The organism is Leptolyngbya sp. FACHB-321 (assembly GCF_014695975.1).
In the GTDB taxonomy this organism is placed as follows: domain Bacteria; phylum Cyanobacteriota; class Cyanobacteriia; order Leptolyngbyales; family Leptolyngbyaceae; genus Stenomitos.
Genome location: NZ_JACJPI010000083.1, coordinates 74,666 through 96,674, shown reverse-complemented (window position 1 = coordinate 96,674; position 22,009 = coordinate 74,666). Strand labels below are relative to the sequence as shown.

Below are 22,009 nucleotides of genomic sequence, written 5' to 3'. Positions count from 1 at the left end.
AAAGCAAAAGGCGTTGATCTGTGCATCCACTCTCAATCTTAGTCAAACTCTGTGAGGCATCCCGATGAGCTATCGTATGAATCGCCGCGCCTATGCGGAAACGTTTGGTCCCACCGTTGGCGATCGCGTCCGTTTAGCTGACACTGATTTGATCATTGAAGTTGAGCAGGATTACACGACCTATGGCGATGAAGTTAAATTTGGCGGCGGCAAGGTAATTCGGGATGGCATGGGACAGTCGCTGATTACAAATGCCGATGGCGCAGTGGATACGGTGATTACTAATGCGCTCATTCTCGACTGGTGGGGCATTGTCAAAGCGGATGTTGGGATCAAGCACGGCAAAATTCACGCGATCGGCAAAGCGGGCAATCCCTACATTCAAGACAATGTGACGATCGTGATTGGTCCCGGCACAGAAGTCATTGCAGGCGAGGGGATGATTCTCACCGCAGGCGGGATTGATAGCCATATTCACTTTATCTGTCCACAGCAGATTGAAGTGGCAATCGCCTCAGGGGTGACAACACTCATCGGTGGTGGGACGGGTCCCGCAGCAGGCACCAACGCAACGACCTGTACACCTGGACCCTGGAACATGCACCGGATGCTACAAGCAGCAGATGCGTTTCCGATCAATATCGGCTTTTTGGGTAAAGGCAATAGCGCCAAGCCAGAAGCACTGGTAGAACAGGTGGAAGCAGGCGCAATGGGCTTAAAGCTGCACGAAGATTGGGGCACAACACCCGCAGCGATCGATACCTGCCTGAGTGTTGCGGATGAATACGATGTGCAGGTTGCTATCCACACCGACACGCTGAATGAAGCAGGCTTTGTCGAAGATACGATCGCTGCCTTCAAAAATCGCGTCATCCACACCTATCATACCGAAGGCGCAGGCGGCGGACACGCACCTGACATCATCAAAATCTGCGGCGAGATGAATGTGCTGCCCTCCTCCACTAACCCCACCCGTCCCTATACGCAAAACACCCTTGATGAACACCTGGATATGTTGATGGTTTGCCATCACCTTGATCCAGCGATCGCTGAAGATGTTGCCTTTGCCGAGTCCCGCATTCGCCGCGAGACGATCGCTGCTGAAGACATCCTGCATGACCTGGGCGCGTTCAGCATGATATCGTCCGACTCACAGGCAATGGGACGCATCGGCGAAGTCATTATCCGCACCTGGCAAACCGCACACAAAATGAAGTTCGATCGCGGGTGGCTGGCTCCCACCACCGAAGGCAGCGTTGAAGCACACAATCACAACGACAACTTCCGCGCCAAACGCTACATTGCCAAGTACACGATCAATCCTGCGATCGCGCATGGCATCGCTGCTCATGTCGGTTCCGTCGAAGTCGGCAAACTTGCAGACCTGTGCCTCTGGCGACCCGCTATGTTTGGCGTGAAGCCTGAAGTGGTGATCAAAGGTGGCTTGATTGGCTGGGCACAAATGGGCGATGCCAATGCCAGCATTCCAACCCCACAGCCTGTTCATATGCGCCCGATGTTCGCTAGCTTTGGAGGCGCGATCGCAGCAACCTCTCTCACCTTCGTCTCCAAAGCTGCCCTCAAAAAAGGCATTCCTGACCAACTTGGCTTGCAAAAAAAGGCAGTTGCGTCATCTGGCACCCGCACACTTACCAAAAAAGACCTGAAGCTCAACGATGCCACACCTAAAATGGAAGTCGATCCCGAAACCTACGAAGTCCACGCCGACGGAGAACTGCTCACCTGCGAACCTGCTACCGTCCTACCAATGGCACAACGCTACTTCTTGTTTTAGTCCACTCGAGAGCAGTGTTACATCGAACTATGTCGTTTGAGTAGGATAAAACCAAAGCTCAGGCTAATCTTGCAAAGCATGGAGTAGCCTTTGCTGCAGAAGCCGTATTCGACGATCCACTTGCTGCCATTTTTGATGATGAGTGGCATTCGATCAACGAGAAACAGAAAATCATCATCGGGGACGAACCTAATGCGATCGCGTCAAGATACCGATGCCCTCGTATAAGAGACGCACGTTAAGATAGGCTGGTATCCTGTTCTTGATAGGAAGTTCTTGAGAGAAAGCGGGCTGATCGCTAACGGCTGATCGCTAAAAGTATGGCTATAATTCGCCTGATTCTGCTGCTAGGGCTGGCTGGAGGTTTGTTTCTCCTGGTTCAGTTCAACTGGTCACCCTTACCACTGACGTTTTTGGGTATCCAAACCCCTGCCTTGCCGCTGGCGATATGGGTTTTAGGCGCGATCGGGGCTGGCATTATCACCAATTTGTTGATCACCAGTTTATTTAGCGTCTCCAACTATTTTGCTGTTCGTGCCGCACGATCGCGGATGCGGCAAGCACCGCGTCAAACTGGCTTTCAAGCACGTTCGACTGCACCATCATCGGAACCAGCTTCCTACGCACGCACAGCAACCGCACAAGCAACTGATAATGACGCTGACTGGAACAACTGGGAGGGCTATGAGGAGCCTCGTCAAGCAACCAGTACGAGATCGCCTGTAGACAAAGACCCCATCGATGATTGGGATGAAGAACCTGAGGATGATTGGGATCTGGATGATTCTAGAGATGAGCCTGTTGATGCTCGCCCTGCGTCAAGAACCCGCAATGACTACGAAGCTAAGCAAGAACCAAAAACTACGTCTCGTAACGGCTCTGTATACTCCTATAGCTATAGCGACCCCAAGGATTCTGGTGTGGGCAAAACCGAACCAGTGATTGGTCAACCAGTAGTGGATGCAGACTATCGTGTCATTGTGCCGCCGCTTCGCTCGTTAGATGATACCCCTGCCCCTACAGAATCCTCTGATCCAGACAGTGCTGATGACTGGTTTGAAGATGAATTTGACGATCGCACCCCTCGACGCGATCGTCGTTAAATAAACATTACTGAAAGTAACCTTTGCAAACGCCACAGCGAATTCAACTTGAGGATAGTAGCGTTGCAGGGACCATAGGTGGGCAGATGCGAGTGCGATCGTGCTTACTTCTATCGAGTGCGATCGTCCTCAGACGATTTCCTCCTCCAGGTCAGGTTTTCAGCTCATAGAATTGTTAAAATCCTGTTACATTGTTTGTGCAAGCCAGAGGTGGCAAGCCCCGTCTGATTGCACAAACTTTAATTTAATGAGGACTGACGGACTGCCGCTAGCTATAAGCACACAGCCAAACCTCGTAACCCAAGCTAGCATCTGTAAACCAAGAATCTGCCCTCATGCCCAACGCTCTGCCGCTTAAGAAGCATCAACTCTCAACAGTTGCATCACCAGCCTTACCCATAGCCATTGCACCAAGCCAGCGAGGATTATTTGTCGCTGGCTTCATTATGACGATCTGGGCAGGGAGCCTAACGCTACTGCTGATGTCGCCACAACAGCATTCTTTCTGGACGCCGTTTGCCGTACTTTGGCAGACCTTTTTATATGCAGGGCTGTTTGTCACTGCTCATGATGCTATGCATGGAGTTGTGTCACCGCATCCTAAAATCAATCGTTTCGTCGGCACTTTGACACTGCTGCTGTATGGTTTGTTTTCTTACAGTCAGCTGTTTAAGACTCACTGGCAGCACCATCATCACCCAGCGAGCGAGCAAGACCCTGACTTTCACAATGGCAAGTATAAAAATCCATTCGCCTGGTATGTTTGCTTCTTACAGCGTTATTGGAGCTGGGGGCGTTTTCTAGGGCTAATTGCGTCCTTTCATGCCATGCATTTGCTGCTCCATGTGCCAGAAGCAAACTTAGTGCAGTTTTGGATTGTGCCTTCCATCTTGAGTTCAATACAGCTTTTTTACTTTGGCACCTATCTGCCCCACCGTGAACCGGCAGGTGGCTATCAGAATGTGTTTCGTACTCAAAGCTCGTATCGTCCTTTATGGTGGTCGCTTTTAACGTGCTACCACTTTGGGTATCACCATGAGCATCACGAATACCCCCATGCCGCATGGTGGCAATTGCCTGCGATCGTCGCACGCAGGGCTGATTAAGCCCTTATTGGTTAAGACCTTCTTGATTGCAGGCAAACGAGAGAGGCTAAATGCGACCAGCGCTGAACGTATCACACTGCCTAACGCTGCCCGACTTCAAGCCACGGGTAAACCACGCGACGCGCTGCTCTGACGACCCATGTGTGAAGCTTTCTGGCACGACATAGCCGCCTGACTGCTGTTGTAGATAGTCATCCCCAATCTGACTGGCTGTGTCCATTGCCGCTTTGACATCTTGTCCATTAATGAGGTTACGCTCGGCAGTGAAATGCCCCCAAACGCCAGCAAAGCAATCAGCCTGTAACTCCAGCCGGACGGATAAGTTATTGGCTGTTGCCTTGTTTGAGCGGGCTTGTAGTTGCCTTACTTTAGTGGCAATGCCAAGTTCATTTTGTACATGATGTCCGACCTCATGGGCGATCGCATAGGCGCGAGCAAAATCAGCATCGGCACCAGCTGTCGCCTGCACCTGCTTGAAGAAGCTCATATCCAAATACACTTTGTCATCAGCGGGACAATAGAACGGTCCAGCGGCAGCTTGGGCAAACCCACAGGCTGAATTAACTCGACTACTGAAAAGCACTAGCTTCGGCGGTTGATAGGTTGCCTGAAGCTGCTGCTTGAAAACACGACTCCAGGTATCTTCGGTGTCGCCTAAAACTGCTCTTACAAAATCCGAATCACGATCCTGGATAGGTTGCCCTTGTTGTGGCGGGGTAGGAGCAACATCACCACCTTGCAACAAACTTAAGATCTGAAGGGGACTAACGCCGAAGATTAGTCCCCCCACAACAGCAATAATTAACCCACCAATACCGACACCGCCTACGCCTCTTGGCACACCCCCAGACCCGCCCCGGTTGTCTTCCACATTGTTGCTGCGGCGCAGGTCACTCCATTTCATAATGTCTTTCCCGTTCGTGTGTTTTTAAGAGGGTATGCAAGCTTTTCAGCACCAAGCTGCCTTGCTTTAATATTTACAGTAATCAGCAAAGGCGATCGCTAAGGCAAGAATCAAAAGATACAGATTTATAAGCGTTGTTTGAATGTTGCGTCTGGTTCAAATACTGCTGAAACCACAGTAAACAAAATCACTTCAAGCCTTTGCTTCTTCAGGGTTACAGCAGGGCAGTAATGCTATAAAACTTAGCCCTTTCTGTCGGTTACAGGGGTGCTGTCGAGATCAAGGAAAATCCTTCACAATAGAGAGATGAGCTGATCATCAAGTCTTAATAAGGCGCTGAACTTTAGAGTGTTCAAGCTATCTGAGCAGTTCTACATCTGCCAACTCAACAGCATTAATAGTGAGCGGATACGGAGATACGATCGTGAAGTGGCAATTACTAGGATTGGGACTCAGCCTCGCCGTTAGCACTGCTGCTCCGGCTTTGGCAGTCGCACCAGCTTCAGTCGATGCAGGTGATAATGTAGCGTGGTCAAAGGTCGTCGAGAATCCTTTTGATGGCAAAGTTGTTTACGACCGGAACTATAAGTCTGGGTTTGTCTTTGTTAGCAGTTGGTCGAAGAATGGCATTGGCGTAACCTACAATCGCATCGGATCACGGTTCATTGGTTACAACACCGGCTTTGGTTACTCTGGCTTTGGCTTTGGGCGCTATCGAAAAGGCTTTGGGCTGGGCTTGGGGCTGTTCTCTGATATTGAGCCAGTCTATAACTACTACCTGACTGAAAGTGTACCGGACTCGATCAGCCTTGCGATCGCGGGCAAAATTTATACCTACAAGGATGGACCTGTCTCGCCGGAGCTAGCGGCTGCCCTCGCCAGCGCACCGTCCGGCAACATTGCGATTCGTCTCATCTGGGATGACGGCAGGACGAAGGATACGGAGATTGGCAAAGATACTGTCAAAGCCTGGAAGACTGTTTTTCAGCCATTGTGAGGTGGTGCTGTCGATCGCTCCTATTCCTTTTCCATCGCTGAGGCTGCACTGGGTAACCAGCGATTCGCGATTGGCATCCGCCAGCCTGTACCAAAGGCACGATCGGTTACTTTGAGACCCGGAGGAGCCTGTCGCCGCTTAAACTCAGCCCGTGTCACCAGCTTCACAATCATGTTCACAATTTGAGGGTCGTAACCGCCTGCCACAATCTCGTCAGGGGTTTGATGGCTGTGGATCAACCGTGACAGAATTGCATCTAGCGTATCGTAGTCGGGTAGAGAATCTTGATCGACCTGTCCGGGCTTGAGTTCGGCGCTAGGAGGCTTGGTGAGAATGTTGTTGGGAATGAGTTCAGTTTTAAGTTTTAAGTTTTGAGTTTTAAGTGCTGATGGCTGATAGCTGATGGCTGATAGCTGATGGCTATTCAACCATCGACATAAGGAATAGACGCGGGTTTTGGGGACATCGGCGATCGCGGCTAGCCCACCATTCATATCGCCATACAGCGTGCAGTAACCAACTGCCATTTCAGATTTATTGCCTGTTGAAAGCAGCAGGTGCCCAAACTTATTGGAGATTGCCATCAGCAGATTGCCGCGAATCCGCGACTGAATGTTTTCTTCTGCCAGCCCAAATTCGGTGCCTGCAAAGAGATCTATGAAGGTCTGGTCATACGACTGCATGAGGTTGCCGATGGGCAAGGTTTCGGTACGCATCCCCAAATTCTCAGCTAGTGCCAGTGCATCCTTAACAGAATGAGCGGAACTGTAGGTGGAGGGCATAAGGACACCTAAAACATTCTCGCGACCGAGTGCTTCCACGGCGATCGCTGCCACCAGAGCCGAGTCAATGCCACCGCTTAAGCCAATCACAACTTGCGAAAAGCCGCACTTCTGAGCGTAGTCTCGTACACCCAAAACCAGCGCTGCCCAGATCTCAGCATCGTCACTGTCGGGCACAGCGTTAACAACACTGGGTTGCAAATCACCATCCTGAAACTCAAGTAGCACCAGATCAGTTTCAAAGGCGCGGGCACGGCAGACCAGTTCGCCCTGACGGTTAAAGGCAACGCTACAGCCATCAAAAATCAGGTCATCATTACCACCTACTTGATTGGCGTAGATGACGGGTTGGGCAAACCGAGTTGCACTGTGCTTGAGCATCGCTTCGCGTAGCCGCTGCTTACCCACTGTGTAAGGCGATGCAGACAAGTTGATGGTGAGATCAACGCCTTGCTGCGCTAAATCGGCGATCGGGTTTACCGTATAGCTGCGTTTGCCCCAAAATTCTTCGTCGTTCCACAGGTCTTCGCAAATAGTGACACCGATGTGGAGAGAGGGGGGTGGAGAGAGGGGGGCGAGGAAAGGGGGAGAAGCAGTTTGACTTACTTCTGCCTTCTGCAATGCCAGCACAAAATGATTTGCCTGCTGCCCTGGCTCAAAATAACGGTCTTCATCAAACACATCGTAGGTCGGCAACAAGCGTTTGTGAAAGACGTGGCGAATTTTGCCATCTTCAAGGAGCGCCATGCTGTTAAACAGGGGTTTGCCGCCATGCAAGAGGGAGTTTGGGTTAAGCTCCACGGTGCCGACCAGGGCAATCAGCGATCGCGGTAGATCGTGAGCTATCTGCTCTAAAGTTTTTGCCATTGATGCGACAAAACCAGGGTGCATAAGCAAATCGCGGGGTGGATAGCCACATAGCGAAAGCTCTGGAGTAAGCAGCAACCGTGCGCCCTGATCGGCTGCTTGCTGTGCGGCAGCAAGAATTTTTTGAGCGTTGCCAGCTAGATCGCCGATGGTCGGATTGAGTTGTGCGATCGCAATTTTCATAAGTGATTCAAGTTTTTAGTAATGAATAGACTTGGAACGCAGTGCTTCAAGTTGATTTAAGTTTTGCCTTAATGTGCATACCTTTAGGCATTTTCTTAATCTCGAAACGATCTGTAGCTCGAATCAAATCGCTCAATTTTTTATAGCCGTGATTTCTTGGATCAAATGATGGTGATAATTTCGTAAGCTGTGCACCAAATGGTCCTAAGTTTGCCCAACCATCTTCTTCATCAACTGCTTCATAAGCGTCTTTAAGAAGGTTCATCAGCTTCTTATTGTTTTTTAGCTTTTGCCTAGCTACTACTGTGGGGTCTGGAGCTGCATTAGGCACATTACTAGTTTTTTCTTGTACCTTATCGCTCACAAATTCAATCAAGTTATTATCTTCTAACCGCGCCAAAATCTCAGAATAAATAAATTTGTCACAGGCACTGATAAAAGCTTCGGGTGTCTTCTTCTCGCCGAATCCATACACAACTAGCCCTGATTCACGAATACGACTGGCAAGTCTAGTAAAGTCACTATCGCTTGAAACAATGCAAAAGCCGTCAAAGTTGCGGGTGTAAAGCAAATCCATTGCGTCAATGATTAAGGCGCTGTCAGTTGCATTTTTACCAACGGTATAGCGAAATTGCTGGATGGGCTGAATGGCAAATTTATTGAGCTTATCCTTCCATTTGCCGAGCTGAGAACTAGTCCAGTCACCATAAATACGTTTGACGTGAGACGTGCCATATTTAGTAATCTCTTTCAAAAGCAATTCAATCAGGTCAGCATTCGCATTGTCTGCATCGATCAGTACAGCCAAGCGATCGGACTTAAATTGCACTTCTCTACTCATAACGAATTTAAAGGAACATTGTGCCTATAATCAATCAAAAGAATCCTAAACTTGCTTATCGGAGAGTATCAAAAACTTCAACATTAAGTTAATCAAGCTCATCTTTGTGATCGCAATCGAACCTAAATGAATCCAAACGAAAACCTCTGAATCTCATTCGCTTTTGAAGCAAAGTTTTTTCTTGCGTCGATGGAGCATTCAAAAATCCTGCTATTTCTGCAATTTGTCTAACAACTAGCAACTAAATAAACACTAAAGGCTTATCCTTTAGGGGTGCAAAGGCTTCGGCATCAAAACGATAGAGGCTTGCAGGTCTGCCGGCACCTCGGGAGGCTTTTACACCTGTATCAGAGAGAAAACCCATCTTGAGAAGGCGCGATCGAAAGTTGGAATAATCCGAAAAGTTTTCGCCCAAAACTGTTGTATAGAGTTGATATAAATCGCTGAGTGTAAACAGTTCTGGCAGCACTTCAAAGGCGACTGGGCTATATTCCAGCTTGTTCCTCAAACGTCGATGACCGTACTCCAGCACTTTATTGTGGTCGAAGGCGAGTTGAGGCACTTGATCGAGCGGATACCAGGCAATGCCGCTTACACCATCAGCAATCAGTTCGGCTTCAGCAAAACGGACGAGGGCAAAGTAGCTGACAGAGAGATAACGGACGCCGTAGCTATGTGCAGACTCGCGTGGGTCGCGATCGGGACCGCCAAACGTATAAAGCTGCTCCAGATAAAGGTTACGGGCACGAATTTTTTCGGCAAGGATGCGGTAAGCAGCGTCTTCGAGCGATTCACCATGTCGTACTAGCGTGCCAGGAAAACTCCACTGTCCCAAAAAAGGTTCTTCTTGCCGCATGACCAGCAGCACCAGCAAACGATTTTGTGCCGTATCGACGGAAAAAATGACGTTGTCAACGCCAACTTTGAAGTCTGCAAGGGCACGATCGCTCAATGAATGTGTTGGTGAATGGGCTGTTTTTCGTTGGAGGCGTTCTGGCATGGGTATAGTTGCTCCCGGTGGATGTAAGCTTCGATGGGAGGTGTCAGGGCATCAGTGTCTCCATGCTCACGATACGCGGTGGAGGATATATCGGGACCCGTCAAATCCGCGATCGTCAGACGTGCGCCTCTTTGCCTCAATTCTGCCAGAGCCATTTCATTTGGTATGAAGCCCGGTCTCGGAATAATCAGTAGATTAACCCGCTCTAGCAGCGCTTCAATTTGATACCAGTTAGGCAGTTGGTAAATCAAATCAGACCCAACGACTAAAGTGAAGCTGGCATCTGTCCAAAGCGTTTCGGCAATTTCAAGCGTATGGATAGTACGCGGTTTACTGAGTTCTGGGTAAAGGAGCAGGTTGTGGCGAGGCGGGTTAATGTCGTCCAGCAACAGTTGCAGCATTGCCGTCCGATGGAGCAGCGACGTTTCATGCGACTTAAAAGGATTGTCGGCGGCCCACACGGCAACGCGATCGAAGTGCTGCGATAACCAAACTAAGATTGCTTGATGTCCGGCGGTCGGTGGATCAGCGCTGGTGCCAAAAAGAGCAATGTTGAGCATGGGGAGTGAGGGAGGGGTAGAGGGGTGAAAGGGGGGCGAGGGGAAAGGGGAAGGAGGTAAAGGGGTGAAGAGAATGGCTGATGGAAGTAAAAGTGTCTGGGGAAAAGGGCGCAAAGGTTGATTTGAGGCTCTAGGGATGCCGTTGGCGTTGGGTTTGAGCGATGAGGTCGAGTAGTGCCGTGGACGGTTCGACTGGGAGAGAAACTGGCTCGTCAATCTGGCGTACTGTGGCGGAGAGGCTGGCAACCGAATGGGTCGTGCGTTGAGCGATCGTCTCTAGCGTTTCAGCCGAGTGCAGGCGCTGTCCTTGTTTCATCACTAGCTGCATGAGCGGTTGTTCTCCAGTGAAAGTATCGGGTGAAGGTTCTGCTGACCGCTGTTCTACCATCAGCCCGAGGCGATCGCCCACAGCCTGCCCCTGCTCATAGCTCCGAAAAATCTGCTTGCGTCCCGGATAACTCACTTTGCCTGTAGCCTCTTTCATCACAGGGATGCCATCAATTTCTACCAGTTTATAAACACCATTTACAGGTGCCCCTGTTACCAATTGAGTGCCCAGCCCGTAGCCATCAACGCAGGCTCCTGCCGCTTGAAGTTGAGTAATCTTGTATTCATCCAAATCGCCGCTGGCAAAGATGGGGACACTTGGCAGGAGTTGGCGCACTTGTTGAGATAGAGCTGCTAAATCACCAGAGTCAATGCGAATGCCTGCCAGCTCGATTTCGTGCTGTTGCAATTTGGCAGCGAGGTGTTTGGCGGCGGTGATCGTATCAAACGTATCAATCAACAGCGGCGCACCGGGAAAGTAGCGATGAAAAGCGGTGAATGCCTCTGCCTCCGTGCCTTCAGTTGCTGCTAATGCCATCACCAGAGAATGCGCCATTGTGCCGACGGGTTTGCGTCCCAGCTTCAGTGCTGCCAGCACATTAGAGGTTGCATCCAGGCCTGCTGCCAGGGCTGCACGCGCTGCCCAGAGTGATGCCTGAGGGCTGAAGGCGCGTCGCGTACCAAATTCATACAGCGTTGCGTGCGGTCCTGCGACATCGCGCAAACGGGCAGCACGGGTTGCAATTAAAGATTGATAGTTGAGCGTGTTGAGCAGGTACGTTTCGACGAGTTGTGCTTGCCAGAGGGGTGCTTCCACGCGCAGCAGCGGTTCATTAGCAAAAACGATCGTGCCTTCGGGGACTGCCCACACATCACCGCTAAAGCGGCTATCTGCCAGCAACGACCAGAAGCGATTAGGCGCATGGGTAAAAATGCCACTTGCCTGTAATGCCTCAATCTGCGCGTCATTAAACGCAAAGCGTTCTAAATAATCAAGTGCTTGTGCCAACCCCATCGCGACCAAATACCCAAAGCCTGCGGGCAGCCGACGAGCGAAGAGTTCAAAGCTGGCACGTCGCTGATCCAACCCTTCACCCACATAGCAGGCGGACATTGTGAGCTGGTAAAGGTCGGTTAGCAGGCTAGAGTCCTGCGGCAAAACAGTAAGCGACTCATCTGTTAAAAGGGAAGGGAGCGATGCCGCTACGCTTGCAGTTGTCTGAGGCGCGATCGAAGTGGCTTGTTTGAGCGGCGATCGACTCGGCTCAAAACGACCGTCACCGTCAGTTGCTTGCTTTGTAGTCATTGGCGTACCTGGGCGATCGACTCGTTGCAGTGGGTTTTCTAATTATAGTTAGAAAAACCAAAACTAGAAAGAGCAAATTGCATCGTTTATCTAATTTTTTTGTTTTAACGCCTGCAATAAGACCAAAAAACAAGGATAAAGCTGTTTGCCCACCATTAAAATTGTTTCTTTTATAGTAATTCTCATTAAAACAGGCGGCTTTCGGCTCTATTCTCTATGTCGCAGTAGCAATGCAGCGATGTCTATTCCTAGGCAAATCTGCATCAACAATCGCTTATGCAGGGATGAACTGCTTCTTCTGCCTACTGCTCATGAGAGCGTATCCTAGCTTTGCCTCAGGTCAGGAGCGTAACGCTACCAGCATCAAGGTCATAGCGACCGCCCACAATTTTTAAGGTGCCTGCTTGCAGCCGTTCTGCCAACAGAGGCGATCGCTTGAGTTGTGCGATTTGATAGCGCACATTTGCCAGGACTGCCGTATCAATTAGATCAGCTGTCGCGGCCTTGTGAGGTTCGATCGCGGGCAAAATAGCTTTCACAAGGCTACCAATCGCACCCGGCAGCACTTCACTGTTGACCGCAGCCGTAACTGCACCACAGCGCTCGTGACCCAGCACCATCAAAACAGGCGTGTCGAGCAGAACGATCGCATATTCAATACTGCCAATCACTTCAGGCGTAGCAATATTGCCCGCAATACGGACATCAAAAATATCGCCAACGCCCTGGTCAAAAATCAGCTCAACTGGCACCCGCGAATCGGCGCAGCTCAAAATAGTGGCAAACGGATGCTGGGCTTGAGACACTGCCTGCAAACGAGCCGCCGATTGATCGGGATACTGGGGGTGGTGCTGCCTGAACCGCTGATTTCCTGCCATCAGCTTTTGGAGCGCTGCCTCGGGCTTAAGGGGTTGAGCCGTTGTAGGGGCTAACTCAGCCGCTTGCGCCTGTTTGCTACGCCAGAAAAACGTGCTAGCGGCTACTAGCAGACTTGCAGTACTACTGGCGCTTTGTTTTAAGAAGTCGCGACGATCGATGAAGCGTTCTCTAAAGTCCTGTCTCTCCTGTTTCATAGTGCTTTTGTAGGGACGCGGCAATCAAACAAAGTTAAACCGTCATTAGCTGGCTATGTGCTGAATCGTTAGAGCGAGGGTATCCCCTGAAGCCAGAGTGACAATGTACATCTCGAAGGAAACGCTGAAGCTCCAGTATACGGATCAGCGATCGTCAATGCTGTGACACAAATGCCGTGACAGCCTGATACGATCGACGCCAACAGGTTTCGACTTTGAATTGGCGGCTGTGGATAAGAATGAGGAAACGCATGCTCATACTGCGGCAGTCAGGCGTGTTGCCTTACCGGATGACAGCGGGAAAGGCAGAAGTGCTGCTCGTTACTTCCACTCGGCGTAAACGTTGGATTGTGCCAAAAGGTTGGATTGCGCTGGGTTTGAGTGCGGCTGACTCAGCCGCCAAAGAAGCGTTAGAAGAAGCAGGCGTGAGTGGTCATGTAGTGACACCTGCGATCGAAACCTATATCGATCGCAAGTGGGGCTACCCGTGCGAGATGGAGCTTTTTCTAATGCGCGTTGAAACCGTGCTTGAAGATTGGTCAGAAGCCAAGCAACGAAAGCGGCAATGGTTGAGTCTGTCAGAAGCAGCGAAGCGTGTCAAAAGTAAAACGCTCAAACACCTTTTGATCAGGCTTGAGGCACAGCCAGCGCTGCTCGACCAGCATTAACTTGACCAGCATTAACTTGACCCGTGTTAACGAGCGGGGCAAGGTGTACCGCCCTTCACTGGCAGAGCCAATCCCTCTGCTATGATGGGAAACGCCTCTCACTTTTCGGTCTGGAGGTAGATTTCGTGCAGGGTCAGGGCGATCGCGCCTGCACGTGACCTAAATTAGAGGTTGCGGTGGCTGTTAAGCGCCTGAGCCTCTTACCGTAGCTAGAACCCTTATTTTTTGAATACTGACCCGTGCCAAAACCATCTATACCCAAACGCAGCCCAGCCCCCGCGCAGCGTGCCCCTCAAACACCTGTCTTGCCTCCACCTTTGGGCTTTGAGTATCAAGCCTTTGGTTTCTTAGCAGGCGAATTGTCCGCAGGCAAGGAGGGTTACTCCTTACGTGTTGATGACAAGCTGTTGACGTTGAGCGGCTGTAACGATCGGTTGCAGCGCTGGTTAAACACGCAGGAACTCCCGCTCACAGGCTTTTTTGGCTTGTATCCCAAATCGACTCGCAGTGGCACAACCTTTTGGCTAAAGAGCTTTGAAGCCTCTGCACCGGCAACGGAATTGGGTGTTTTTAACATTGATGGTCAATTAGTTTCAACGAATGGCGCACAGCAGTTATTGCGGATTCACCGTAATCAACCCAACTCCACTGCAAAACCTTTTTTGATTAAAGTGTCAGGATTTTTACCAGAATCAAAGCTAGGACAGTTTTGGGAATTAGAGTGCCTGTGGGAAGATGAGCGGTTCTCGCTCCTAGATGGGCGACGTTTTGAGCTTTAGCCCCCTAACAGCAGTGGGAGCGTTACTTCAATCAAATTGCTTAGAGACTGTATGGATGTGGCAGCAGGTAAAACAAGCCTACTTAGAGACTGGGTTTAGACTGGGTCAACCCGCAGATACACAGGGCTGAGAGCATTAGGACTTCGGCATAAACTTTCGACCTGAGCGCTTGAGCTGAAGGGCGCTCAGGCTTCGACGTTAAGCTTAGCCTAAACGTCGAGCATGGAGTCGAAATGCGTCTTATCAATCATTACGCCTAGCTACCTAGCATGACGAGTTGTTGCGTTGTCGCTGCCTAATGTTCAGAAATTAAGCGCAGTAGATCGTCAGTCGATACCTTGCTGCTCATTTCTGCGCCTTCGAGCAAGCTATCAGCTAGATCACGTTTTTGCTGGTGTAAATCGACAATCTTTTCTTCGATCGTATTTTTCGCCACTAGCCGATAGATGGTGACAGGGCGCTGTTGCCCGATGCGATGGGCGCGATCGCTAGCCTGATTTTCTACTGCTGGGTTCCACCATGGGTCCATATGGATCACATAATCCGCTGCGGTAAGGTTCAAGCCCGTACCACCAGCTTTAAGGCTAATTAAAAAGACATCACCTTCGCCTGCTTGAAAGGCATTGACGCGCTTTTTGCGATCGGCAGCGGGGGTACTGCCATCTAAATATTGGTAGGTGATTTTCTGTTCATCTAAATACTCTCGAATCAAGTGCAAGTGCGCCACAAATTGACTAAAGACTAGCGCTTTATGCTTGTTTTCTAATAGTTCGGTCAGCACTTCGCCAAACAGTTGCAGCTTAGAACTCGGCAGCACAATTTCTGGTTTGACAAGACGCGGATTGCAGCAGGCACGCCGCAAGCGCATGATTTCTGCTAGCACTTGCAGATGTTTGGCACCTGCTGTGGCGTCACTGTCAGAGAGCTTGGCGATCGCTTCTCGCCGCAAGGCTTCATAGAAAGCTGTTTCTTCTCGACTCAAATCAACTTGTAAGAGAATTTCTGTACGAGAGGGCAACTCTTGCAGGACTTGATTCTTTGTACGACGCAGCAAAAAGGGCTGGATTAGTTTTTTTAAGCGGTTACGAGCGTCTTTATCCCCATAGCGTTCGATCGGTGTCGCAAAGCGTTCATTAAACGTATCTAAAGAACCTAGTAAGCCAGGATTGATGAAGCGAAAGAGGTTCCACAGTTCGCCTAGATGGTTTTCGATCGGCGTACCTGTCGTCAGCAGTTTAAACCCGCCCTGCAGATTCATGGCGGCTTGCGAGCGTTTCGTAGCAAAGTTTTTAATGGATTGTGCTTCATCCAGGACGATCGTTTGCCATTGCACCTTTGCCAGCATCTCTGCTACATCTTCTTGCTGCAATAACCCGTAGCTACAAACCACCAAATCGAACGGTTGTAGCTGAGCGAGTGTTTTTTGGCGATCGCCCCCACCAAACTGCATAGCGTTCAACGTGGGTGCAAAGCGCTGTGCCTCACTCAGCCAGTTCATGCAAACGGAGGTGGGAGCCACAATCAGCGTGGGACCTTCGGGCGCACGGGTGAGGATCACTGCCAAACCTTGCAGCGTTTTACCCAAGCCCATATCATCCGCAAGACAGGCTCCAACGCCCCAATGTGCCAGGCGTGCCAGCCAGCGAAAGCCCTCCATCTGATAATCGCGCAGATCGGCTTGCAGGGTTGATGGCAGTTGGGGTTCAAAGTTTTGGATCTCCTTGAGGCGCTGAATGTGCGCCTTCCAATGTTTGTCTGCTTTGAGATCTCCCACTTCTTCCATCCAGTCTTCGACAGCAACGGCTGCAAGGGGATGGAGTTTCACACCTTTGCCCGATCGCTCTGAAAAGTTCCGTAACTCATCTAACCGTTTGCGAAATTCTTGCGTCAGCGCTAGAAATTGTCCGTCACCCAGAGGAATAAAGCGACTGGGGCTTTTTTCTAGCAGTTGCATGAGCTGCTGCATATCCAGCACGAGTTGATCGTTGACCCTCAACTCACCTTCGGTCGCGAACCAATCGTTCTGGCGCTTGATGTTGAGCTTGAAATCCTTTAAGCCAGACTGGTGCGACACACGGAATTTTTCACCTTCAGGATGCTCGATAACAATGCTGTCGCCCAGCGCTTGCAGTTCCAGCAATAGCTCCAGGCAGGCTTCTGGGTCGTCGATGAGCCATTCGTTATCCTTCTTTTCTTGGTGCAAGAAGGTGGGGCAGGCTGCGATCGCGGCATCTGCCAGCGTCTTTTCTTCCTTCAGGTTGCGCGTTGTCTGCAAGCGCTTGCCCTCGATCTCTGCGATTACCGTTTCGCCACCCGCACCAGGACGATAATAAGGACTACCCTGAGCAAACGGACGCGCCAGCACCGCTACTTTCAACCCGCCGCTAGCAGGCAACAGGTGAACGTGCGGTTTGGGATCAGCAGGCACCTCTTCGGTGCTCACGCCGCCGCCAATGTCGGAATGCACCGTGACAATGCTGGACACCGCGTGAATGGCAGCTAGCACCCGTTCCTTAGCGGCAGCAGGCACTTCCAAACGGTTTTGAGTGCCCAAAATTTCGGCAATGCGGCGATGCTCTGGCGTAATGTCAATGATTTTGAGCCGGGTGGGGCTTTCTTTGACCGTTAGAATCTCTTTGTTGTCCTGGAGTGCGGGCGAAAATTGCAGCGCGAGTCGATCGTCTTTAATTTTCTTCACCAGCAGTTCGGGTTCGCCTTTTACCACCTCGACCCGCGTAGTAGGTGCGTCTTCCCAAAAAACGAGCGGATGCCCGACCAGGAGCGCGATCGCTTTGTCAGTAAAGGTGTAGTCCGTTTTGTTGCCCCAGCCGTAAGCATAGGTTTTGATTTGGGCACAAAGCTTCAGGTCTTGTGGGGTGAGATAGCCAAATTCCTCGGCGTTACTTTTCAGTCGCTTGAGGGCGATCGGTCTGCCCTTGCTCCAGTCACCTTTGGCATTCAGGGTTTGCTCACGCGGTTGCAGCACACAGCTAGTTTTGGGATAGAAAGTGATAAACCAGGCAAGACGTTGGGTTGTGTCCGCTTTCGCAACTGTCTGGGGCTGATCTTTCCGCAAGTGGGACAGCGCATTCAAGCTCAGCTCCCACGCTTCTTGCGGTTGGATGAGGTCTGCCAGCGATCGCAGCTTACTGTCGGGTAGCAAGGCGGCGGCTTGTTCGCCGTAAGGGCTACGCGGCTTAAGTTTAACGAGCAGGTCGCCAACGGTTTTTGCTATCCAGAGATAGCCAGCGGCGGCGGCATCGTCGTAAAAGGGTTCTAAGAGCTTCGGCAGATACTTTTTCGCCTGATCCAAATCAACCCAGTAGAGGCACAGGCAAGCGATTAAGGTTTGCAGGCTGTTGCCAGCTTTGTGGGTGGCGATCGACATCTGGCTCACCCATGCTTTTTTGCCCAGATCGCCCTGCTGAACTTTGATCACATTCTCTAGCACTGCATAAGTGGGGCTGAGCCAGTGCTTTGTCTGTCGTGCAATGCTGGTGTACTCTGCGGCTTCTTCGAGGCGATCGGCAGACCCATCTTTGAGCAACGCCAGGATAAAAAACAAGCCACTCATGGACTGGAAGTAGACCTTGCGTTTTCCCGTGCCTTGCTTCAGCGCTTTCAACGCGGTGGAGTACTGGGCGATCGCAGCCGCATCGTCCCCTTGCAAAAAGGCGAGATGACCCCGCAGCGACGCAAACTGATGCTGATAGTCTTCTGGCACCCGCTCAAGCAGTTGCTGTGCTTCTGGCAAGCGACCCCGCAACAACCATTGCTCTGTAAGCACAACCCGTTGCAAAACGGCACTCTGCTTGACACCATGTTTGGCGCTCTGTTTGTCAGCATTGGTGATATCGTCCTTTAATAACGCCACCGCCGCATCCGCCGCTGTTAGCTCCAGAATGGAATAGTTGAGGATGCTGATGAGTGCCCCTTCATATAGTTCCGACGGCAGCGTCCGAAACCATGCCGGATCAAAGGGGTTATTGCAGATTTGCTGATAGATATCATCCAGAGAAAGCTTTTCTTTCTGATAGCTGTATCTGTAATAGTCCTCTAACTGCTTATTAATGAATTTGAGATCTTTGCGGTAAACGCCAACCCGAATTTCGCGAATCAATTGGCGATCGTTCCCAAATGAAACTGGTCCATCTTTCCAGCGCCGGGGAACAGGAAAGCCCTTTTGCACTGCCTCAACAAGACGTTCAAAGCGATTAGCCTTGACCGCATCACGAGTCGCAATTTCTGCCAGCAACGGATTACATTGAGGACTCGCACCACCAGCTTGAGTTAACACTCCTAACTCAATCAAGCGATCGATATATGGCTTAATTGTTACCGCTGTGAAGTGTTTACCGCCGCGATCGTTCTCACTAAGGTAATTCCAACAGTTGAGAAACAAAGCGCGACTCGTTGGCTCATAAATCACTGAAGACAGTTGCACCATCACTTGCTCTAGCAACGGTAACTTGCGATATATCTGAACAAGGTGACTGCGAACTTGTTCGGGGTGAGGAGCTGCCTGAGTCATGATGCTTTGAAGATAGCGCGATCGTTTTCATCAGCCGTTGAGACAAACAAAGTGGCGATCGAGATCAGACCAATCATTTTTCAATGGTCATAAATTCTCTCACATTGCGCCAAATTCTGCTGTTTGGCTCACCTAATCCCAGCAAACTGAGGGGGTAAACTGCGAAGTCTCGGCAAGATCCCCGACTTTTGTATTAGAGGCAACCAGCTAGGATTGAATCAAAGAAGCCGGAGATCTATTAAGATGTCACCGTTTTTGTGTAGACGACGCGCTTTCTCTCCAAGTGTAGAGTAGACACTTTAGAAGTGCGATCGCAGCCACTTCTTCACCCTTCACTTCTTTAACAGAACCAGAAATCAGAAGCGCCCTGACGCGATCGCCGCTAAGATGCACGCGCTACAGGATAATGAGGCTGGACTGTTTTTGCGTTGCCTCCTAGCGCTATCTGATGCCCATGAAGTTTCGTTCGTTCCTCACCGTTTTGGCAGTCGTGGTGCTGGTGCTGCTGTTGTCCAGCGCTGGTGGTTTCTACTGGTTGGTGGGTCGCAATCCCAGCCGCCTGCTAAGTAATGAGCAGGGAAGCGTTCCCGGTGCCGCAATTTTTGTGCCGAAGCAAGCGCCAGTCATGGCATCACTACTGTTGAACCCCGATCAGCTAGAAGCCTTTCAACTGGTATCGACCCGACCCGCAGAACGACGAAAGGTACGGCAGGAGCTAGCCCAGTTGAAGCAAAGTTTGCTGGCAACGACGGGTCTGGACTACGAGCGAGACGTACAACCCTGGCTAGGGCAAGAAATTACGCTTGCCGTGACCACACTGGATATTGATCGTGATACGGCAAATGGGCAACAGCCGGGCTACTTAATGGCGATCGCGACTCAAGAACCACAGCGATCGCGCGAGTTTTTGGAGTTGTTTTGGCAAAAGCGGGCGATCGCAGGTAGCGATCTAGTCTTTGAGCAATACAAGGGCGTGAAGATCATTGCTGCCAAAGCCTCAGCAGCAGAACCCGAAAGCGTCGCTACAGCACGCAAACCGCAACCATCCAAGTATCGTCTGCAACTAGAAGAGCCATCCGCACCGCCTACAGCCGCACCTATGCCAACGCTTGCCAGTGCGGCTGTAGGCGATCGCTTCATCCTCTTTGCCAATCATCCTAAAGTGCTGCGTGAGGCAATTAACAATGTGCAAGCGCCTGACCTTAGCCTTGAGCGATCAACCGTTTTCACACAGGCGATCGCGGCGCTCATCCAACCACGGGTGGCACTAACATTCATTGATGTTCCAAAGCTCACTCAACTACTAGGAAAGAAGCTGACCGCCCAGGCAGTACAGCCAAAAGTGGCAACGAATACGACAGAAATACTAGAGAAGCCACTAACACTTAATCAAACACTCGTCGTTGGGTTTGCACCCAATCAATACGGTCTGCTTGCTGAAACTGCCCTGCTGGCATTAGACAGGCAGACAGCCGATAACGACGCTGAGACGAAGACAACAGACTTACCCTTGCTAGCTCAACCTGTGGGAGCCTTGCAGTATATGCCCAGCAGCAGCGCGATCGCCGCTTCAGGGGCAGACCTTGATCGTCTGTGGACGCAGCTCACAAACGGGCTAGCACCCTATAAAACAGCAGCTCAAATACTTGAACAACCACTGCAAGCCTTGCAAACCCGCTGGCAGCTTGACATTCCTGCCGATGTGTTTAGCTGGGCGAAGGGCGAATATGCACTAGCAATGGTGCCTCCTGACCCAATCAGCGCGCCTGGAAAGCAACCTGACTGGCTGTTTGCAGCTCAACGTCCACAAACTGAGGCAGGTCAGCAGGCGATTGCCCATCTTGACGACCTCGCCAAACAGCAAGGCTTGAATGTGGGTCCGCTCACCATTGGCGATCGAACCGTTTCAGCCTGGACGCGCCTTACTGCTGCTACAAACCGCGTGTCACAACCGCTCAACTTACAGGCAGACGTGCAAGGCGTTCATGCCTCTTTGGGCAACTATGAACTGTTTGCAACCTCAGTGGCAGCAATGCACACAGCCCTCAAAGCTGCCGAGCGTCCACTGTTGACCGATCGATTGTTCCAGCAAGCAACGGCATCCCTCTTACAGCCCAACAACGGCTACCTGTATTTCGACTGGGCAGCTAGCCAGATCTTTTTAGAGCAGCGCTTTCCAGTGCTGAAAGTACTTGAGCTAGCAGGCAAACCACTTTTCAGTCATCTACGATCGCTCACCCTTAGCAGCTACGGCGAGCAAGCAGGTGTACAGCGTGGCGGCGCACTGATTCAGCTAGAACAGCGCTAGGACGTGTCATCAATTAAGCTACAGCAGTCGAAAAGAACGTTAGGGCAGACCTAAACCTTGAAACCTCCTTGGAGCAAGGGCTTCTCCTCATCCCTCATCCTTTTTGTTATCGATAACGGTAGCCACCAGAAAAATTGCCCCTAGAAAATGCTTCGAGCGCTTGTCACCTGTTATGGCAAGCGCTCGGCATGGCTTAAGTTTTGCAAAAAGTGCTCAATCAAAGGATGGCTGACACATCCTAAAAGTTCAACTTTAGAAGAAAGAGAAGAAAGATCTAGAAGTTCAACCTTAGAAGCGCAGAGTCCTACTTAAAGCCTGAGGCAAGACTAAATCAAGCGGTACGGGCTTAAGCAATATTAGGTGGTAATTCTGAGTCAGGCACACCCTGAGTTTGCGCCAGGTAAGACGCAATGAGTTCACTCACGTGTTCGCGCTGGATTTCAGTCCCTGTAACAGTGTTGCCAGGTGTATCAAAGAAAATGATGCTATGGATAATCTCCATGGCTAGCATCTGAAAAAGAATATGTGTGACGGGTATGGGTAGCGCTATCATCTGCGGATCGTGCATTGGATAAGGGCTGTTTGAGACATCCTTCAAGCTAGAGAAGGCGTAAATGACGTTTTTCTCCAGTTCTACTTGTGACTGGTTTTGTAAAGTTGTGATCGCCCAGTCTTGATCTAACGTCTGCACAATGTAGTACTGTTCATGACGCAGTTGTGACGCTAAAGATTTCAGCACAGGGGCAATAGCTGTAACCAAGGCAGGCGTATTACCGTCTTGAGGAGCGTCGTTGATGAGTTCCTGAATTTGTTTGTCAATATTCATTTTGAAGAGTAAACTCCTAATTAAATGAGTGAAATGAGTAAGTTGTAAAGCTT

General features: G+C 50.6%; 16 protein-coding genes and 1 pseudogene. 8 read left to right on the top strand and 9 right to left on the bottom strand.

Annotated features, from left to right (window positions below; translation table 11 throughout):
• The first annotated feature begins 64 nt into the window (after window positions 1-64).
• From ureC to crtW, 4 genes and pseudogenes are all read left to right on the top strand, one after another.
• The gene (gene ureC / locus H6F76_RS25895) at window positions 65-1,795 is read left to right on the top strand and encodes an urease subunit alpha (RefSeq protein WP_190512634.1); all 1,731 of its coding nucleotides are present in this window, start codon (window positions 65-67) and stop codon (window positions 1,793-1,795) included.
• A gap of 56 nt (window positions 1,796-1,851) precedes the next feature.
• A pseudogene (locus H6F76_RS31625) lies at window positions 1,852-2,037 on the top strand (BrnT family toxin); the annotation flags it as partial.
• Between the two features lie 78 nt (window positions 2,038-2,115).
• Window positions 2,116-2,898 (top strand): LapA family protein, encoded by a 783-nt coding sequence (locus H6F76_RS25885; RefSeq protein ID WP_190512633.1) that lies wholly within the window; start codon window positions 2,116-2,118, stop codon window positions 2,896-2,898.
• Between the two features lie 335 nt (window positions 2,899-3,233).
• On the top strand, window positions 3,234-4,004 hold the full coding sequence (gene crtW, locus H6F76_RS25880; RefSeq protein ID WP_190512631.1) for a beta-carotene ketolase CrtW: 771 nt from the start codon (window positions 3,234-3,236) through the stop codon (window positions 4,002-4,004).
• Window positions 4,005-4,050: 46 nt separating this feature from the next.
• On the opposite strand, the gene H6F76_RS25875 is transcribed toward crtW, so the two are convergent.
• A complete protein-coding gene (locus H6F76_RS25875; RefSeq protein ID WP_190512629.1) occupies window positions 4,051-4,908 on the bottom strand; it encodes a neutral zinc metallopeptidase in 858 nt (285 codons plus the stop codon).
• 400 nt (window positions 4,909-5,308) lie between these two features.
• Here H6F76_RS25875 and H6F76_RS25870 point away from each other — a divergent pair, with 400 nt between their 5' ends.
• Window positions 5,309-5,905, top strand: coding sequence for a hypothetical protein (locus tag H6F76_RS25870; RefSeq protein ID WP_190512628.1), 597 nt, complete (start codon window positions 5,309-5,311; stop codon window positions 5,903-5,905).
• A gap of 20 nt (window positions 5,906-5,925) precedes the next feature.
• Here H6F76_RS25870 and H6F76_RS25865 read toward each other — a convergent pair whose 3' ends face one another.
• From H6F76_RS25865 to H6F76_RS25840, 6 genes are all read right to left on the bottom strand, one after another.
• Window positions 5,926-7,737: an NAD+ synthase gene (locus H6F76_RS25865; RefSeq protein WP_190512626.1), complete on the bottom strand. Its 1,812-nt coding sequence runs from the start codon at window positions 7,735-7,737 to the stop codon at window positions 5,926-5,928.
• A 46-nt stretch (window positions 7,738-7,783) separates the two neighbouring features.
• Window positions 7,784-8,578, bottom strand: a complete 795-nt coding sequence (locus H6F76_RS25860; protein WP_190512624.1) for an NYN domain-containing protein — start codon at window positions 8,576-8,578, stop codon at window positions 7,784-7,786.
• Window positions 8,579-8,819: 241 nt separating this feature from the next.
• Window positions 8,820-9,578 carry an NUDIX domain-containing protein gene (locus tag H6F76_RS25855; RefSeq protein WP_190453260.1) on the bottom strand — a complete coding sequence of 253 codons (759 nt, stop codon included), beginning with the start codon at window positions 9,576-9,578 and terminating at the stop codon, window positions 8,820-8,822.
• Window positions 9,527-10,138: a nicotinate-nucleotide adenylyltransferase gene (locus H6F76_RS25850; protein ID WP_190512622.1), complete on the bottom strand. Its 612-nt coding sequence runs from the start codon at window positions 10,136-10,138 to the stop codon at window positions 9,527-9,529. Before H6F76_RS25850 ends, H6F76_RS25855 begins: the two co-directional genes overlap by 52 nt.
• Before the next feature lie 130 nt (window positions 10,139-10,268).
• A complete protein-coding gene (locus tag H6F76_RS25845) occupies window positions 10,269-11,771 on the bottom strand; it encodes a nicotinate phosphoribosyltransferase (protein ID WP_190512620.1) in 1,503 nt (500 codons plus the stop codon).
• 335 nt (window positions 11,772-12,106) lie between these two features.
• Window positions 12,107-12,844, bottom strand: coding sequence for a carbonic anhydrase (locus H6F76_RS25840; RefSeq protein WP_199322479.1), 738 nt, complete (start codon window positions 12,842-12,844; stop codon window positions 12,107-12,109).
• A 251-nt stretch (window positions 12,845-13,095) separates the two neighbouring features.
• Between H6F76_RS25840 and H6F76_RS25835 the strand changes: the two genes are divergently transcribed.
• Both H6F76_RS25835 and H6F76_RS25830 read left to right on the top strand, forming a co-directional pair.
• Window positions 13,096-13,512, top strand: a complete 417-nt coding sequence (locus H6F76_RS25835; protein WP_199322477.1) for an NUDIX hydrolase — start codon at window positions 13,096-13,098, stop codon at window positions 13,510-13,512.
• A gap of 239 nt (window positions 13,513-13,751) precedes the next feature.
• Window positions 13,752-14,291, top strand: a complete 540-nt coding sequence (locus H6F76_RS25830) for a hypothetical protein (RefSeq protein ID WP_190512616.1) — start codon at window positions 13,752-13,754, stop codon at window positions 14,289-14,291.
• Window positions 14,292-14,586: 295 nt separating this feature from the next.
• On the opposite strand, the gene H6F76_RS25825 is transcribed toward H6F76_RS25830, so the two are convergent.
• On the bottom strand, window positions 14,587-18,822 hold the full coding sequence (locus tag H6F76_RS25825; RefSeq protein WP_190512614.1) for a DEAD/DEAH box helicase: 4,236 nt from the start codon (window positions 18,820-18,822) through the stop codon (window positions 14,587-14,589).
• Window positions 18,823-19,276: 454 nt separating this feature from the next.
• Here H6F76_RS25825 and H6F76_RS25820 point away from each other — a divergent pair, with 454 nt between their 5' ends.
• Entirely contained in the window at window positions 19,277-21,130 is a 1,854-nt protein-coding gene (locus H6F76_RS25820; protein ID WP_190512612.1) for a DUF3352 domain-containing protein, read from the top strand.
• A 346-nt stretch (window positions 21,131-21,476) separates the two neighbouring features.
• Here H6F76_RS25820 and H6F76_RS25815 read toward each other — a convergent pair whose 3' ends face one another.
• Window positions 21,477-21,956, bottom strand: coding sequence for a hypothetical protein (locus H6F76_RS25815; protein WP_190512610.1), 480 nt, complete (start codon window positions 21,954-21,956; stop codon window positions 21,477-21,479).
• Window positions 21,957-22,009: the final 53 nt, after the last annotated feature.

What these genes read in the sequence shown, in the direction of transcription:
- H6F76_RS25815 (WP_190512610.1), bottom strand. Translation starts at nt 21,956, where the DNA reads ATGAATATTGACAAACAAATTCAGGAACTCATCAACGACGCTCCTCAA.
- H6F76_RS25885 (WP_190512633.1), top strand. Translation starts at nt 2,116, where the DNA reads ATGGCTATAATTCGCCTGATTCTGCTGCTAGGGCTGGCTGGAGGTTTG.
- H6F76_RS25845 (WP_190512620.1), bottom strand. Translation starts at nt 11,771, where the DNA reads ATGACTACAAAGCAAGCAACTGACGGTGACGGTCGTTTTGAGCCGAGT.
- H6F76_RS25850 (WP_190512622.1), bottom strand. Translation starts at nt 10,138, where the DNA reads ATGCTCAACATTGCTCTTTTTGGCACCAGCGCTGATCCACCGACCGCC.
- H6F76_RS25855 (WP_190453260.1), bottom strand. Translation starts at nt 9,578, where the DNA reads ATGCCAGAACGCCTCCAACGAAAAACAGCCCATTCACCAACACATTCA.
- crtW (WP_190512631.1), top strand. Translation starts at nt 3,234, where the DNA reads ATGCCCAACGCTCTGCCGCTTAAGAAGCATCAACTCTCAACAGTTGCA.
- H6F76_RS25860 (WP_190512624.1), bottom strand. Translation starts at nt 8,578, where the DNA reads ATGAGTAGAGAAGTGCAATTTAAGTCCGATCGCTTGGCTGTACTGATC.
- H6F76_RS25835 (WP_199322477.1), top strand. Translation starts at nt 13,096, where the DNA reads ATGCTCATACTGCGGCAGTCAGGCGTGTTGCCTTACCGGATGACAGCG.
- H6F76_RS25820 (WP_190512612.1), top strand. Translation starts at nt 19,277, where the DNA reads ATGAAGTTTCGTTCGTTCCTCACCGTTTTGGCAGTCGTGGTGCTGGTG.
- H6F76_RS25825 (WP_190512614.1), bottom strand. Translation starts at nt 18,822, where the DNA reads ATGACTCAGGCAGCTCCTCACCCCGAACAAGTTCGCAGTCACCTTGTT.
- H6F76_RS25875 (WP_190512629.1), bottom strand. Translation starts at nt 4,908, where the DNA reads ATGAAATGGAGTGACCTGCGCCGCAGCAACAATGTGGAAGACAACCGG.
- H6F76_RS25865 (WP_190512626.1), bottom strand. Translation starts at nt 7,737, where the DNA reads ATGAAAATTGCGATCGCACAACTCAATCCGACCATCGGCGATCTAGCT.
- H6F76_RS25840 (WP_199322479.1), bottom strand. Translation starts at nt 12,844, where the DNA reads ATGAAACAGGAGAGACAGGACTTTAGAGAACGCTTCATCGATCGTCGC.
- ureC (WP_190512634.1), top strand. Translation starts at nt 65, where the DNA reads ATGAGCTATCGTATGAATCGCCGCGCCTATGCGGAAACGTTTGGTCCC.